The 14,664-nt window shown below is 60.1% G+C and carries 14 protein-coding genes and 1 other RNA gene; 12 read left to right on the plus strand and 3 right to left on the minus strand.

Translation table 11 applies throughout. The features are described 5' to 3' along the window. Window positions 1-50: 50 nt before the first annotated feature. Window positions 51-680 (plus strand): glutathione S-transferase N-terminal domain-containing protein, encoded by a 630-nt coding sequence (locus B9Q17_RS06275; RefSeq protein ID WP_022988669.1) that lies wholly within the window; start codon window positions 51-53, stop codon window positions 678-680. 56 nt (window positions 681-736) lie between these two features. Further along, the gene (locus B9Q17_RS06280) at window positions 737-1,141 is read left to right on the plus strand and encodes a ClpXP protease specificity-enhancing factor (RefSeq protein ID WP_227498303.1); all 405 of its coding nucleotides are present in this window, start codon (window positions 737-739) and stop codon (window positions 1,139-1,141) included. 58 nt (window positions 1,142-1,199) lie between these two features. On the opposite strand, the gene B9Q17_RS06285 is transcribed toward B9Q17_RS06280, so the two are convergent. From B9Q17_RS06285 to B9Q17_RS06295, 3 genes are read right to left on the minus strand one after another with little or no spacing between them, the layout of a single operon-like run. Beyond that, on the minus strand, window positions 1,200-1,790 hold the full coding sequence (locus B9Q17_RS06285; protein ID WP_058340421.1) for an SIS domain-containing protein: 591 nt from the start codon (window positions 1,788-1,790) through the stop codon (window positions 1,200-1,202). 9 nt (window positions 1,791-1,799) lie between these two features. Further along, window positions 1,800-2,165, minus strand: coding sequence for a YraN family protein (locus B9Q17_RS06290; RefSeq protein WP_058340420.1), 366 nt, complete (start codon window positions 2,163-2,165; stop codon window positions 1,800-1,802). Between the two features lie 11 nt (window positions 2,166-2,176). Further along, window positions 2,177-4,087 carry a penicillin-binding protein activator gene (locus B9Q17_RS06295; protein ID WP_244177328.1) on the minus strand — a complete coding sequence of 637 codons (1,911 nt, stop codon included), beginning with the start codon at window positions 4,085-4,087 and terminating at the stop codon, window positions 2,177-2,179. 87 nt (window positions 4,088-4,174) lie between these two features. Here B9Q17_RS06295 and rsmI point away from each other — a divergent pair, with 87 nt between their 5' ends. From rsmI to murD, 10 genes are all read left to right on the plus strand, one after another. Further along, window positions 4,175-5,047 carry a 16S rRNA (cytidine(1402)-2'-O)-methyltransferase gene (gene rsmI, locus B9Q17_RS06300; RefSeq protein ID WP_094624568.1) on the plus strand — a complete coding sequence of 291 codons (873 nt, stop codon included), beginning with the start codon at window positions 4,175-4,177 and terminating at the stop codon, window positions 5,045-5,047. A gap of 39 nt (window positions 5,048-5,086) precedes the next feature. Then, an RNA gene (rnpB, locus tag B9Q17_RS06305) (RNase P RNA component class A) lies at window positions 5,087-5,437 on the plus strand. 305 nt (window positions 5,438-5,742) lie between these two features. Beyond that, window positions 5,743-6,195 (plus strand): division/cell wall cluster transcriptional repressor MraZ, encoded by a 453-nt coding sequence (gene mraZ / locus B9Q17_RS06310; protein WP_058340417.1) that lies wholly within the window; start codon window positions 5,743-5,745, stop codon window positions 6,193-6,195. Continuing rightward, window positions 6,192-7,148, plus strand: a complete 957-nt coding sequence (gene rsmH / locus B9Q17_RS06315; RefSeq protein ID WP_094624569.1) for a 16S rRNA (cytosine(1402)-N(4))-methyltransferase RsmH — start codon at window positions 6,192-6,194, stop codon at window positions 7,146-7,148. The genes mraZ and rsmH overlap by 4 nt, the downstream gene beginning before the upstream one ends. A 26-nt stretch (window positions 7,149-7,174) precedes the next feature. Continuing rightward, the gene (gene ftsL / locus B9Q17_RS06320; RefSeq protein ID WP_022988677.1) at window positions 7,175-7,579 is read left to right on the plus strand and encodes a cell division protein FtsL; all 405 of its coding nucleotides are present in this window, start codon (window positions 7,175-7,177) and stop codon (window positions 7,577-7,579) included. 30 nt (window positions 7,580-7,609) lie between these two features. Next, window positions 7,610-9,346, plus strand: a complete 1,737-nt coding sequence (locus B9Q17_RS06325; RefSeq protein WP_094624775.1) for a peptidoglycan D,D-transpeptidase FtsI family protein — start codon at window positions 7,610-7,612, stop codon at window positions 9,344-9,346. 4 nt (window positions 9,347-9,350) lie between these two features. After that, complete coding sequence (locus tag B9Q17_RS06330) at window positions 9,351-10,835, plus strand: UDP-N-acetylmuramoyl-L-alanyl-D-glutamate--2,6-diaminopimelate ligase (protein WP_094624570.1); 1,485 nt, start codon at window positions 9,351-9,353, stop codon at window positions 10,833-10,835. Continuing rightward, complete coding sequence (locus B9Q17_RS06335; protein ID WP_094624571.1) at window positions 10,832-12,229, plus strand: UDP-N-acetylmuramoyl-tripeptide--D-alanyl-D-alanine ligase; 1,398 nt, start codon at window positions 10,832-10,834, stop codon at window positions 12,227-12,229. The genes B9Q17_RS06330 and B9Q17_RS06335 overlap by 4 nt, the downstream gene beginning before the upstream one ends. Next, on the plus strand, window positions 12,214-13,299 hold the full coding sequence (mraY, locus tag B9Q17_RS06340; RefSeq protein WP_058340412.1) for a phospho-N-acetylmuramoyl-pentapeptide-transferase: 1,086 nt from the start codon (window positions 12,214-12,216) through the stop codon (window positions 13,297-13,299). The genes B9Q17_RS06335 and mraY overlap by 16 nt, the downstream gene beginning before the upstream one ends. 15 nt (window positions 13,300-13,314) lie before the next feature. Beyond that, the gene (gene murD / locus B9Q17_RS06345) at window positions 13,315-14,655 is read left to right on the plus strand and encodes a UDP-N-acetylmuramoyl-L-alanine--D-glutamate ligase (RefSeq protein ID WP_094624572.1); all 1,341 of its coding nucleotides are present in this window, start codon (window positions 13,315-13,317) and stop codon (window positions 14,653-14,655) included. The last annotated feature ends 9 nt before the right edge of the window (window positions 14,656-14,664 follow it).

Below are 14,664 nucleotides of genomic sequence, written 5' to 3' on the forward strand. Positions count from 1 at the left end.
TTTTTGCGTTTTCTGGATTGTTTCGGTTTGTAGAATCGTGAGGTAGTTATATGGGCGTTGTGACCAAGCGGTCATCAATGACATTCTTTTCAGATCCAGCCAGTCATTACAGCCATCGCGTGCGTATTGTCCTGGCCGAGAAGGGTGTTACCGTTGACATTGTGGATGTGGATCCGGATAACCCGCCGGCTGAGCTGGCAGACCTGAATCCGTACAACGCCTTGCCGACCCTGGTGGATCGTGACCTGGTTCTGTACGAGCCGAATATCATGATGGAATACCTGGACGAGCGTTTCCCGCATCCGCCGCTGCTTCCTGTGTATCCGGTTGCCCGGGCTAACAGCCGGCTGATGATTCACCGCATCCAGAAAGACTGGTGCAGGCTGGTGGATCAGATCCTGGCGCAGCCCACTGGCAAGGCGGCTGACGCAGCCCGCAAAGAGCTGAAAGAAAGCCTGCTGGCTACCGGCCCGCTGTTTGCCGAGATGCCGTTCTTCCTGTCCGAAGAGTTCACTATCGTGGATTGCTGTATCGCTCCGATCCTTTGGCGCCTGCCGGCGCTGGGCATCGAGATGAACGAGAAGCAGGCCAAGCCTCTTCAGAAATACATGGACAGCATCTTCGCCCGGGAAGGTTTCAAGGCCAGCCTTTCTGACCTGGAAGAAGATATTCGCAGCTGATTGTCAGCCCCCGGAGCCGGGGCAGGAGTGGTTGAGTGTCGGATATGAGTATTGCCATGACATCCAGCCGGCCTTATCTGGTCCGGTCGTTGAATGAGTGGATTCTGGATAACGACTGCACGCCCTACATTGTGGTTGATGCGGGTGTGCAGGGTGTTCAGGTGCCCACCGAGCATGTGGCCAACGGCCAGATCGTTCTGAACATCAGCCCCGGTGCAGTTCGGGGCCTGGTGATCGGAAACGGCGCGCTGGAGTTCAGCGCCCGCTTTGGCGGTGTACCCATGCAGGTGTTTATTCCGCTGCAGGCGGTCATGGCCATCTATGCCAAGGAAAACGGCGAGGGAATGGTGTTCGGCAGCGAACCCGGCTCTCCTGATCCTGAGGGTAACGATGATGCGGGCCAGTCCAGGCGGGCAGATGAGCGCCCGAGTGGCCGGCCTACACTGAAGGTGGTCAAGTAAGCCTGAAGATGGTTGTGCAATGATGCGAAAAGCCGGATGGAGACATCCGGCTTTTTTCTTAGCCGCCGAAAAGCTTATGGTCGATCAGGTCGCACAGGGCGTTGATGATCACCAGGAGCAGGGGCATGGCTTCATGGGGCGCCAGGTCGTTCAAGGCGATTTCATGGTCTTCCGGGTGCATCAGGGAGGAAATATCGGATTTTTCCCGGGCGCTGAGTACAACCACGCTCATTTCCCGGTCATGGGCCGCCTGGATGGCCTGGATCAGGTTGGCTTTGTGGCCGTCATCGACCACCACAAACAGCAGGTCTCCGGGTTTGCCGACGGCTCTTACCTGCCTTGAGAAGGTGTCGTTGAACCGGTTATCCCTGCAGATCGCAGAGTAGGTAGTGGCATCCGCCCCCAGGTTGATCGCGGGGAGGGCCGGACGTTCCTGGTCGAAGCGTGATAGCAGTGCGGTGCAGAAATACTGGGCCACCACGTTTGCGTTGCCGTTGGCGCAGGCGACAATCTTGCCATCCTGCAGCAGGGTATTCACAAAGGCGTCCGCCACCTGTTCGATGGCCGGGGCAACGTGGCTGGCGGCCTGGGCCGTCTGCTCCATGTGGCTGGCAAACCACTGGTTAATCTTCTGTTCGGTATCGTTCATGCTGTTGAATCAATCTGCCTGAATTGCGTTTCGGATCCATTGTACCCGGTATTTGCTGGCGGAACCCGGTGATATGCCAACCACGTCGATGCGGGTGGGGCTGTCCCAGAGGCCCTGGCGGTGCAGGTAAAAAGCGGCGGCTTTAACGAGTCGTTTCTGCTTTTGCCAGGTGATGGAACTTGCCGGGTCGACCAGGCTGTCGGTTTTGCGAAAGCGGACTTCGAAAAATACCAGCACCCCGTCATCCATGCCGATCAGGTCAATCTCGCCACCACGGTTGTAGACGTTGCGCTCGAGGATGCGTACGCCGCGACTCATCAGGTAGCGGGCAGCCACGCCTTCATAGTGATTTCCGCGTTGTCTTGAGCCTTCCATGGCTTTCCTGTTTAGTTGAAGGTTTCGCCTTCGGTGCCCGGCGGTTCCTGCTCGGGTGTTTCCAGGAGTTCCGGCTGGCCGTTACGGATCTGTGCCCAGAGCTGTTTGCGGTGGATGGCACCGTCCGGGGTCATGCTCAGCTCGCCGGTCTGGCCGTCAATAGTGGCGTCGCTGACTTGCTGCAACAGGGGCAGGCGCTTGCTCAGTTGCCAGGCATCGGCGCCCATGGCGAACAGACGGCCCAGCTGGCCGCGGGTGCCACTCAGGTATTGCTGTGCCTGTTCCCGAAGCGGGTTATCTTCTGCCAGAACCCAGGGGATGTCGGTAAAGTTCACGTTGTTGATGTCGCGATCCTTGCCCGGGTCCGGCTCACCGCCATAGATGATGGACGGAGCGTAGACCGGAAGGTCGCCGCCATAGTAGAAGGCGAACAGGGGGTTGAACTGGCGGGCAATGGTCGGTGTGGCGACCAGTACAATGCCCTGTGCGTCTTGCCGGCGCCGCGGCTCAAATTCCACGTTCAGGCCAATGGTGCGTTCTACTGCAATGGCGCGATTGCGCGAGGTGGTAATGCCCAGCAGGTCGGCGGTGACCTGTCTGAAGTTGTCTTCCGGGAAAAAGCGTTCGATATTCAGGGCGCGAAGTCCGTGGGTCTGTGCCCGGGTTCTGAGAGCCGCTTCTACCCGGTCGCCCCATTCACCATGGGGGATCAGCACGAGTACCTGGCGGACGTTGTCTTCGGCGAGTTTGTCGGCAATCTGGCGGGCTTCGTCTTCTGCGGACAGGCCAAACTGGTAGAGGCCCGCAGGTTTGCGGCTATCGCCAGGCAGGTAGTTCAGCCCCAGTACCGGAACCGGCAGGGTGTTCATGCTGGAAAGTTCGGCCAGTCCTTCCTTCTCCAGGGGGCCGACGATCAGGTCTGCGTTGGTTTCGGAAAGCTGCTGGTAGAGTTCCCGGAAAGAGCCGGCGCTGGTATCCACAATGCGGATATCGGTCTTGCTGCGGTCGGCACTGTCGTCGCTGTAGTAGGCGGCCAGGAAGCCATCACGGATGGCTTTACCGGCTGTGGCGAGTTGCCCGTCCAGCGGCAGTGCCAGTACCAGGTGTTCAGGGCGCGATGTTGCCAGATCAGCCAGCAGGGCCAGTTTTTCCGGAAGCATCTGCGCGGCCGGGTGGCCGGGCCAGTTGTTCTGCCACTGGCGGATCAGGCGCCCCTGGTTATCCAGGTCAATGTCCGGGTCTTGCAGGGTGTTGGCAAGTTCCAGCCAGCCTTCGATTTCAAAGCCCATGGCGTTATCTGCGGCCTGTCCGAGCTGGTCCGGGGAGGCATTTTTCAGGTAGTTCCAGATTTCGTTATGCAGCTGTTGCGGGTCAGAGCTGCTGTCGGTCTGGGCCAGCAGGATCAGTGTCAGTGCCGCCGGCAGAGGCTCGCCGGCGAGGGCCTGGGTGCGGGCCTGGAGCGTAGCGGCACGGGCCATGGTTTCGTTCGGATAGCCCAGGAAGTCATCGGCCTTGCTGTTGGCCGTCAGTTCGGTGGCCCAGTCGGTATCTTCCAGTTCCAGGGCGCTGGCCATGGCCTGCAGCCGGTACTGGTTTTCCAGTTCCGGAACCGGATTGGCCATCTGTTCACTGCGTAGCAGAAGGCGGGCGTCTTCATGGTTGCCGCTGTTCTGGTAGCGGCTGGCGATTCTCAGCAGGTAGCGCTGGGCAACCATCTGGTTGCTTTCATCGCTCGCCATGGCAAGCGCCTGTTCCGGGGATTCGGCAATGTGGCTGTCGAGATTGACGGTGGCGCAACCGCCGGTCAGTAGCAGAATGAAGGCTAGCAGGGCGAAAGCCGGTTTGTGGCTGCAGTGTCTGATCATGGCAGGCTCGGTCGTCTCCGGATTAATGGGCTTGTGATGCCGCTGTTTCGGTGGCAAGTTTACCAGCTCCCGGCATAATTCACATGACGTGACTGTCATCGGGCCGGTGTCCCGGCAGTTGTTGCCCCTTTAACGGAGTTTTCTATGTCCAGTTCAGAGCGTTCGTCCGATCATTCCGGTGGCGTGCTTTCTATTGTCGCTACGCCTATCGGTAACCTTGATGATCTCTCTGAACGGGCCCGGCAGGTGCTGGCAAGTGCGGACCTGGTGGCGGCCGAGGACACCCGGCACAGTGGGCGATTGCTTCAGCACCTGGGTATCAGCAGGCCAATGATGGCGCTGCATGATCACAATGAGCGTGGCCGCGTGGAGAGGGTGCTCGAGGTACTGGGGCAGGGCCAGAAAGTAGCCTTGATTTCCGATGCCGGGACGCCGCTGATTTCCGACCCCGGCTATGTGGTGGTTCGGGAAGCCCGCGCCGCCGGCTACCGTGTAACGCCCATTCCGGGGCCTTGCGCCCTGATTGCCGGTTTGTCGGCCGCCGGTTTGCCGACAGACCGGTTCCTGTTTGCCGGGTTTCTGCCTGCCAAGCGGTCCGGGCGCCAGGCAGCGTTGGAGCAGCTGCGAAAGGAGCCGGCCACGCTGGTGTTCTATGAATCTCCCCACCGGATTTCCGACCTGATGCAGGATATGGTTGAGGTGTTTGGTGCTGGCCGGGAGTGCGTGCTTGGGCGGGAGCTGACCAAGACCTTCGAAACCTTCTACTCTGGCAGCGCGGAAACCGTGCTGGGTGAACTTCAGGCCGACCCTCACGGGGCGAAGGGTGAGTTTGTGGTGATGGTGCGCGGGGCTGATGCGAGCCCGGAGGATGCTGGCTCTTCGGTGGATACCGACAAGTTGCTGGAGCTGCTGATTGCCGAGTTGCCGGTAAAGAAGGCGGCGAAGATTGCGTCGGAGTTGACCGGGCTGGGCAAGAATGAGCTTTACCAGCGAGCACTGGCGCTGAAACCTGATTAAAGCCTTGCATGGCGGTGCCGGCACAGGTATTGTCGGCGCCGAGCTCGCCAGACAGTCGCCGCCGGTTTTACCGGGGGAGGAAAGTCCGGGCTCCGCAGGGCAAGGTGCCAGGTAACGCCTGGGCGGCGCGAGCCGACGGAAAGTGCAACAGAAAGTAAACCGCCTAAGCGCCTTCGGGTGCCGGTAAGGGTGAAATGGTGCGGTAAGAGCGCACCGCGTGGCTGGCAACAGTCCACGGCGATGGTAAACCCCACCTGGAGCAAGACCAAATAGGAATCCGTTGGCGTGGCCCGCGCTGGATTCGGGTAGGTTGCTTGAGGCCTGTGGTGACGCAGGCCCTAGATGAATGACTGTCCAAGACAGAACCCGGCTTATCGGCGAGCTCGCTTTTTCCCTTCCTGAATGTGATGTTCATCAATCTCACAAAATGGCCTTTATAGCCAAAAAATCTTAAACCTGAAGTTTGCTCTTCAGAGTTATTTGCAGGTGTTTGTTTTTCCTCCTTTTCTTTACCTCTTTTTAACATCCTCGTAACTTTTCGCTCCGTAACTCGTTGTCATTAAAGGGAGTTTTCATGATGTGGTGCCGTTTGCGGCGCTTGCATTGTGTATTGCGTGTTTCTATAGTGTGCGGAAGTGGGAAAAAGTGGTTTACGGTGGTTTTTTGTGGATATCGCACCCTTGGATTCAGCATAAATGAGTAACTTTCTTGGCAGTCATGCCATCAATATGGACGCGAAGGGACGCCTGGCGATCCCGACAAAGCTGCGCGAGGAGCTCGCGCAGCTTTGTGGTGGCCGTATTGTGCTGACTGCCAATGCTGATGAAGAGCGCTGTTTGCTGCTGTATCCGGAGCCCGAGTGGGAGCAGCTGCGCCCCAAAATTGAAGCGCTGCCGAATATGAATAAAGCCGCCCGCCGGCTCCAGCGCCTGATTCTTGGTAATGCGGCGCCCATGGAACTGGACAGTGCTGGCCGTATTCTGGTGCCGCCAACGCTCAGAAGTTACGCACACCTGGAGAAAAAGCTGATGCTGATTGGTCAGGGCAAAAAGCTGGAGCTCTGGAGTGAAGAGCGCTGGTTCGCCTGGCTGGACGAGTCGTCCGGTGACGAAGACATGCCGCCGGAAATGGAGGCGTTGTCGCTATGACGGATAACCAGCAGGAATCCGCAGCAGGCTTCAAGCACCGTTCCGTGCTGCTCGACGAGGCCGTGGATTACCTGGTCAACGATCCGGCCGGTTGCTATGTGGATGCAACTTTTGGCCGTGGTGGCCACAGCCGTTTGATTCTCGGGCAACTGGGCGATTCCGGCCAGTTGATGGGTATTGATAAAGATCCCGAGGCAATTCGCGTAGCCGGGAAGCTGGCAGCGGATGATGCCCGGTTCTCGTGGTTCCACGGTTCCTTCGCGCAGCTCGATGAGGCACTGGACAGCAAAGAGTGGGCGCAGGTGAATGGTGTTTTGATGGACCTGGGTGTGTCGTCGCCCCAGTTGGACGACGCCAGCCGCGGATTTTCCTTTATGCGCAATGGTCCGCTGGATATGCGCATGAACCCGGAGCAGGAACCCAGCGCATCCCAGTGGCTGGCGACCGCCGACGAAAAAGACATTGCAGACGTGATCTGGCGCTACGGCGAGGAGCGTTTCTCCCGTCGTATTGCCCGCCTGGTTGTGGCCCGTCGTCAGGAAGAGGCGATCGAAACCACGCGCCAGCTGGCGGAACTGGTGGCAGAAGCTGTGCCCAAGAAAGAAAAGCACAAGCATCCGGCCACCCGGACCTTCCAGGCGATCCGGATTTTTATCAACCGGGAGCTGGAAGACCTGGAAATCGGACTGAAATCGGCAGTAGACCGGCTGGCACCGGGTGGCCGGTTGGTGGTCATCAGCTTCCATTCACTGGAAGACCGGTTGGTTAAGCGGTTTATGAGAGACCTGGCCAAGGGGCCGAAGATTCCCCGGGGTGTCCCGGTTACTGCAGACCAGGAGCAGTCGGGATTTCGCCTGGTGGGTAAGGCCAGCAAGGCCAATGAGCAGGAAATTGAAGAAAACGTCCGGGCCCGCAGTGCAGTTATGCGGGTTCTGGAACGGGTAGCCAATTAAACGGATTTGAAAGGGAGCGCGACGCCATGGGTGCGGTAGCGATCGAACAACCAGTAAAGACAACCCGGATTACCCGGGAGCGTGTGCGCGATGGCATGGCTACGGCGGTGCGTCTGTCCCGCCAGGTATTCGAGGTAACCCGGGAGCCGAAGGTGGTGATTACCCTCGCCCTGGTGCTGGTGCTGACCGCCTCGGCTATTGGCGTAGTGATCAGCTCCCACCAGAACCGGGAACTGTTCAATACCTTGTCCGGTTTGCAGGAGCAGCGCGACGGCTACCAGCGGGAATGGAGTCAGTTGCTGCTGGAGCAGAGTGCACTGAGCAATCATGGTCGGGTCGAGAAACTGGCGGCCCAGCGTTTCAACATGGTGGTGCCAGAGCGTCAGGACATTGTCCTGGTGCCGCTGATGTCCACCGTTGCAGCCAAATAATAGCAACAACAAACTCTTGGGGTGGCTGATTTGTCCAGTCAGGGAAAGCAGGCGACAAGCTGGAAACAGCGGGTGCTGACAGGCCTGAAGGCCTGGCGCTTCGGCACTGTGCTGGGCGTTTTCCTGCTGGTTATGGCTGGAATCAGCTGGCGCCTGGTTGACCTGCAAGTAGTCGACAACGAGTTCCTGCGCCAGCAGGGCGATGTGCGCACCATCCGGGTGGAGTCTATTGACGCCCACCGGGGTGTGGTGGCGGACCGCCACGGTGAGCCGCTGGCGGTGAGTACGCCGGTGCAGACCCTTTGGGCCAACCCCTCGGAAACCGATCCCGAAGATCCCGGCCTTGCGGCACTGGCCAGGGTTATCGGCATGTCTGAAGGCGCACTGCGCCAGCGCCTGCGTGATTATGCGGGGCGTGAGTTCATCTATCTGCGCCGTAAGGTTCAGCCTGCCATGGCCCGCGAAGCGTTAGAGCTGGGTATTGGCGGCATCTACTCACGGCAGGAGTATCGTCGTTACTATCCTGCGGGCGAAGTAACTGCTCACATTGTCGGCTTCACCAATATTGACGAAGAAGGCCAGGAAGGTATCGAACTGGCGTATAACCAGTGGCTGACCGGTGAGCCAGGCCGCAAGCGCGTACTGAAAGACAATCGCGGTCGGGTGATCAAGGACCTCATGCTGATCCGGGACGCCCGGCCCGGCAAGGATATGGAGCTGAGCATCGACCTGCGTCTGCAGTATCTTGCTTACCGGGAACTCAAGGCCGTGGTCAGTGCCCATAAGGCCCGAGGCGGCACCCTGGTGATGCTGGACGTGAACACCGGCGAAGTGCTGGCGATGGCGAATCAGGGCTCCTATAACCCGAACGACCGTTCCCAGCTGGATCCGGCCAATTTGCGTAACAAGGCCATTACCGACCTGTTTGAGCCGGGCTCCACCATGAAACCCATCACCGTTGCTGCGGCGCTGGAATCCGGCAAGTACAAACCGGAAACCCTGATTGATACTTCGCCGGGCTACCGGCGTTTTGGCCGTTTTACGATCCGGGATTTTCGTGATTACGGCGCTTTGAGCCTGAACGACATCATTGTGAAATCGAGCAACGTCGGGGTCAGCAAGATCGCCACCGAGCTGGGGGGCGATGTACTGAGAAACCTGTATGCGCGCCTGGGCATTGGCCAGGCCACCGGTATCGGTTTCCCGGGTGAGGCAGTCGGTGTGCTGCCGGCCCGTCCGAAATGGCGCCCGGTAGAAGAAGCCACTTTGTCCTACGGCTACGGGCTGAGCGTGAATGCCCTGCAGCTGGCCCAGGCCTATATGGTGCTCGCTAACGGCGGCATTCGTTATCCGGTCAGTTTGCTGAAGCAGGACCAGAAGCCAGAGGGCCACCGGGTGTTGTCCGAAGAGGTAACCCTGGCGGTCAGGAACATGTTGAGGAACGCCGTTGCCAAGGGCACCGGTGGCCGGGCCCAGCCCGGCCTGTATGCCGCTGGCGGCAAAACCGGCACGGTGCACCTGGTGGGTGCCCAGGGCTATGAAGACAGCCAGTACAAGGCCATTTTTGCCGGCATGGCACCCATTGATGATCCGCGAATCGTAACCGTTGTGGCCGTTGATGCGCCGCAGTCCGGGGAATACTACGGTGGTGAAGTTGCCGCCCCGGTATTTGCCCGGGTTATGGGAGACGCATTGCGACTGCTGAATGTGAAGCCTGAACTGGAAGTGTCCGACGCCAAGGCGACGGCATCCGGAGAGAGAGGTTAACGCCATGTGCATCACATCAATCAGCACTCTGCTTCAGGGCATTGTGGACGTGCCATCGGTCTTTGACGTGACCATCCACGGCCTTCAGACGGACAGCCGGGCGGTACGATCGGGCGACGCCTTTATTGCCCTGGCGGGTTCTGCCACGTCAGCGGAACACTATGTAGATGATGCCATCGCTGCGGGTGCTACCGCAGTGTTGCTGGAAGCCAGTGAACACCGGGAATGCCATGAACGCTCTGGCGCCCTGATTGTTCCGGTTGTCGGCCTGCGCGCCCAGTTGGGGCGCGTCGCCACCCGGTTTTTCGAGCATCCGTCCCGGCATTTGCGGCTTATTGGGGTCACCGGTACCAACGGCAAGACTTCGGTAACCCAGTACATCGCCCAGTTGTTGAAAGACACCGGCACCCCGTGCGGCGTTCTGGGCACCCTGGGTTATGGCATGCCGGGCAACCTGATGCCCGCCACCCATACCACGCCGGACGTGGTGCAGGTGAATCGTGTGCTGCATCGCATCCGGACCGATGGTGGCAGGGCTGCGGTGATGGAAGTGTCTTCCCACGCCCTGGATCAGGGCCGGATCGACAAGCTGACCATGACCGGAGCCGTGTTTACCAACCTGACCCGGGACCACCTGGATTACCACGGCAGTATGGAGGCCTATGGCGAGGCCAAGGCCAGGCTGTTCCAGCGCGAGGAATTGCACTTCTCGGTGATCAATTTTGACGATCCGTTCGGGCGCCAGCTGTATGGCCAGCTTGAAGGGTTGTGTGACCGTGTCCGCTACAGCCTGCACGAGGCGCAGACCGAGTTGTGGCTGAAAGAATTTACACCTGAAGCTTCCGGGTTCTGTGCCCTGGTGGATGGCCAGTGGGGCGAGTTTGAGCTGCAGGTGCCGCTGCTGGGCAGCTTTAACGCCAGTAACGTGCTGGCGGCCCTGGCCACCGTGCTCACCCTGGGTGTGCCGCTGGAGCGAGCAGTCGAAGCCAGTTCGCACCTCACGCCGCCTCCGGGCCGGCTTGAGCGTTTCACCGGTGCTGATGGCAAGCATGTAGTTGTGGACTACGCGCATACCCCGGACGCCCTGGCCAATGCCCTGGCGGCCTTGCGGCCCCATGCGGCAGGCAAGCTGATTTGTGTATTCGGCTGTGGCGGCGACCGGGATGCCGGCAAGCGCCCTGAAATGGCAGCAGAAGCGGAAAAGCGTGCAGATGTGGTGATCGTGACTGACGACAACCCGCGCTCTGAAGATCCGGCGAAGATTGCTGCCGATATTGTGCAGGGCTTTTCTGCAGGTGCCGCGTACCGGGTTATCCATGACCGTGCGGCGGCCATCGCCGAAGCCATTGCCATGGCCGGTCCGGACGACCTGGTGCTGGTGGCCGGAAAGGGCCACGAGGCCTACCAGGAAGTGGCTGGCCAGAAGCTGCCATTCAGTGATGCCGAGCAGGTGCGCCACCACTTGAACCTCAATGGAGGTGTGGCATGATGCGCGCCTTTTCGCTGGCGGAAGCTCAGGGCTTCCTGCAGGCCAAACTGGCCGGCGCGCCGGTGGATGCGGATACGCTCCGCTTTGATGGTGTGTCGACCGATACCCGGGCAGTCAAGCCGGGCCAGTTGTTTGTGGCGCTGCGCGGCGACCGTTTCGATGGCCACAAGTTTCTGGAGCAGGCCCGGGCACAGGGTGCGGTGGCGGCAGTGGTCGATACCGCAGATGACACCGTTGCCATGCCGCAACTGGTAGTGGCCGATACCGTCAATGCACTGGCAGGTCTGGCGGCCGCAAATCGAAGCGAAAGCCGGGCAGCGCTGGTGGCGATTACCGGTAGCAGCGGCAAGACCACCGTCCGGCAGATGACCTCCGCCATTCTGGCGCAGATGGGAACTACCCTGGCGACAGAGGGCAACCTGAACAACCACATCGGGGTTCCGCTGACCCTGTTCCGGCTGGAGCCTGCGCATCGTTACGGTGCCATCGAGCTGGGTGCCAGCGGGCTGGGCGAGATTGCCCACACGGTGAACATTGTTCGCCCGCAGGTGGTCATTCTGACCAACGCCGGGCAGGCGCACCTGGAAGGTTTCGGCAGTTACCAGAATATCGTGCAGGCCAAGGGCGAGATTATTGATGGCGTGGCCGCCGATGGTGCGGTGGTGCTGAACCGGGACGACCCTGCCTTTGACCAGTGGTTACAGCGGGCCGGATCGAAGCGGGTCGTGAGTGTTTCCCGCATGGATCACCCGCAAGCGGATTACCGCGCCCGGGCAGCAATCCAGGCAGACCAGTCCCTGGCGCTGGAGATTGACGGCCCTGACGGCTGGCATTGCAGCCTGGTACTGCCGCTGCCGGGTGAACACAACATTACCAATGCGCTGCTGGCGCTGGCGGCATGCCGGGAGCTGGGTGCGACCGACCAGCAGCTGGTACACGGGCTGAGCGGTGTGCAACCGGTAAAAGGGCGGTTGCAGGTACTGAAGCTGACCGACGATTTCACGGTGATCGACGACAGCTATAACGCCAATCCCGCGTCCATGAAGGCGGCGCTGGATGTCTTGGCGGCCTGTCCGGGTACCCGGGTGGCCGTATTCGGCGCCATGGCTGAACTGGGTGAAGGCGCTGAGGCGCTGCACCAGGAAGTAGGCGCCCACGCCCGGGCAAAGGGTATCGAGCGCCTGTTGGCGGTGGGTGCCGGTAGCGAAGGCTACGCCCGGGGTTTCGGAACAAATGCCGAGCAGGTCCAGAGCCATGAACAGGCGATGGAGGCCATTCTGAATGGCCGGCAGGGAAATACCACTGTACTGGTGAAAGGTTCTCGCAGTTCCGCCATGGATCGCGTGGTGGAGGGAATTCAGAAAAAGGTGACAAACACATGCTGCTCTGGCTGACAGAGATACTATCGCAATACTTTTCATCACTGACGGTGTTTCAGTACCTGACCCTGCGCGCCATTCTGGGTGTGCTGACGGCACTGCTGATCTCGCTGTTGATCGGCCCGGTGATGATCCGAAAACTCAGCCAGTACCAGATTGGCCAGGCGGTTCGGGACGACGGCCCGCAAACCCACCTGAGCAAGGCAGGCACCCCCACCATGGGCGGCGCGCTGATTCTGGTGGCTATCGCGATTTCCACCCTGCTGTGGGCAGACCTGAGCAACCGCTATGTCTGGATTGTGCTGCTGGTCACCTTGTTGTTCGGTGCCATTGGCTGGGTAGACGACTACCGCAAGGTGGTGGAGCGTAATCCGCGCGGCCTGCCGGGCCGCTGGAAGTATTTCTGGCAGTCGGTGATTGGTGCCGCAGCGGCGGTAGGGCTGTATTTCAGCTCCTCGCTGCCCCAGGAAACGTCCCTGTACCTGCCGTTCCTGAAAGATGTGTCCATCACTCTGGGGCCGGTGATGTTCATTCTGCTGACCTACTTCGTGATTGTCGGCAGCAGTAACGCGGTGAACCTGACAGACGGCCTCGACGGCCTGGCGATTATGCCTACGGTGATGGTGGCCAGCGCCCTGGCCATCTTCGCGTATGTGTCCGGCCATGCCCAGTTTGCCAACTACTTGCTGATTCCGCATCTGCCGGGAACCGGCGAGCTGATTGTGTTCTGTTGTGCCCTGGTGGGCGCGGGCCTGGGTTTCCTCTGGTTCAACACCTATCCGGCCCAGGTATTTATGGGTGATGTAGGTGCGCTCGCCTTGGGGGCGGCCCTGGGTGTGGTGGCTGTGATCGTCCGCCAGGAAATCGTGTTGTTCATCATGGGTGGTGTGTTTGTGATGGAAACCATCTCGGTGATCCTGCAGGTGGCATCGTTCCGCCTGACCGGCCGCCGGATTTTCCGGATGGCACCGTTGCACCACCATTTCGAGCTTAAGGGCTGGCCCGAGCCGCGAGTCATCGTGCGCTTCTGGGTCATTACCGTGGTCCTGGTCCTGGTTGGCCTGGCCAGTCTGAAAATCCGATAGGAAGTTGCTACGGCTATGAGTGTCATTGTTTCGGATCGTCGCACATTGGTAGTAGGGCTCGGTAAAACCGGGCTCTCCTGCGTGCGCTATCTGTCTGGAACAGGCAGGGACATTGCCGTGGCTGACAGCCGGAGTAACCCGCCGGGGCTGGATGAGCTGAAGGCCGGCTGGCCGGATGTGCCGGTGTACCTAGGCGATTTCGATGAAGAGCTGTTTGCCCGTTTTAACGAACTGGTGGTCAGCCCGGGCATCAGCATTGCCGAGCCCGCCATTGCCGGTGCTGCGCAAAAAGGCGCCGTGATTCGCGGTGACATCGACCTGTTTGCGGAAGCCGCAGACGCACCGATCATCGCCATTACCGGTTCTAACGGTAAAACCACGGTGACTACCCTGGTGGGCGAAATGGCGAAGGCGGCCGGCCGCAAGGTTCAGTTAGGCGGCAATATCGGTACCCCGGCCCTGGATCTGCTGGGTCAGGGCGCCGATCTGTATGTGTTGGAACTGTCCAGCTTCCAGCTGGAAACCACGGCGGAACTGAATGCCCAGGCGGCCACTGTACTGAACGTCAGTGACGATCATATGGACCGCTACCCGGATAAGATGGCGTATTTCCAGGCCAAGCAGCGGATCTATCGCGGTTGCCGCAATGCCATTGTGAACCTGGACGATGCCCTGAGCACGCCGATGGCCCGGGATAACCTGAGATTTCTGTGTTTCGGTTTTAACCGGGTGAATCCGGAAACCTTCAGCACCCGGGATGACGAACGGGGCACCTGGATTACCTTCGGCTTCGACAACCTGCTGCTGGCCAGCGAACTGAAACTGATGGGCCTGCACAACATCAGCAATGTGATGGCTGCGCTGGCCCTGGGCCACGCCGCCGGCCTTGCGATGGAACCGATGCTGCAGGTGGCACGTGAGTTCCGTGGCTTGCCTCATCGCTGCGAGTTTATCCGGCAACTGGGCGGCGTGGATTACATCAACGATTCCAAGGGTACCAACGTGGGTGCCACGGTTGCCGCCATTGAAAGCCTGGCCCCCGAGCAGGGCAAGGTGGTGCTGATTGCCGGCGGTGATGGCAAGGGTGCTGATTTCCAGCCGTTGGCTCAGCCGGTGGCACAGCATTGCCGGGCGGTGGTGCTGATTGGCCGTGATGCACCGGCGATTGCCGCCGCCTTGCCGGAAGACGTGGTGACGGTGATGGCGAGCAGTTTTGAGCGGGCGGTGTCTGATGCCCGGGAAATGGCCCATGAGGGCGACCGGGTCTTGTTATCTCCGGCTTGCGCCAGCTTCGACATGTTCCGGGATTACAACGATCGGGGTGATCAGTTCCGCACCCTGGTGGAGGCGCTGTGATGCAGGCAG

Source organism: Marinobacter vinifirmus (assembly GCF_002258215.1).
GTDB classification, from domain to species: Bacteria; Pseudomonadota; Gammaproteobacteria; order Pseudomonadales; family Oleiphilaceae; genus Marinobacter; species Marinobacter vinifirmus.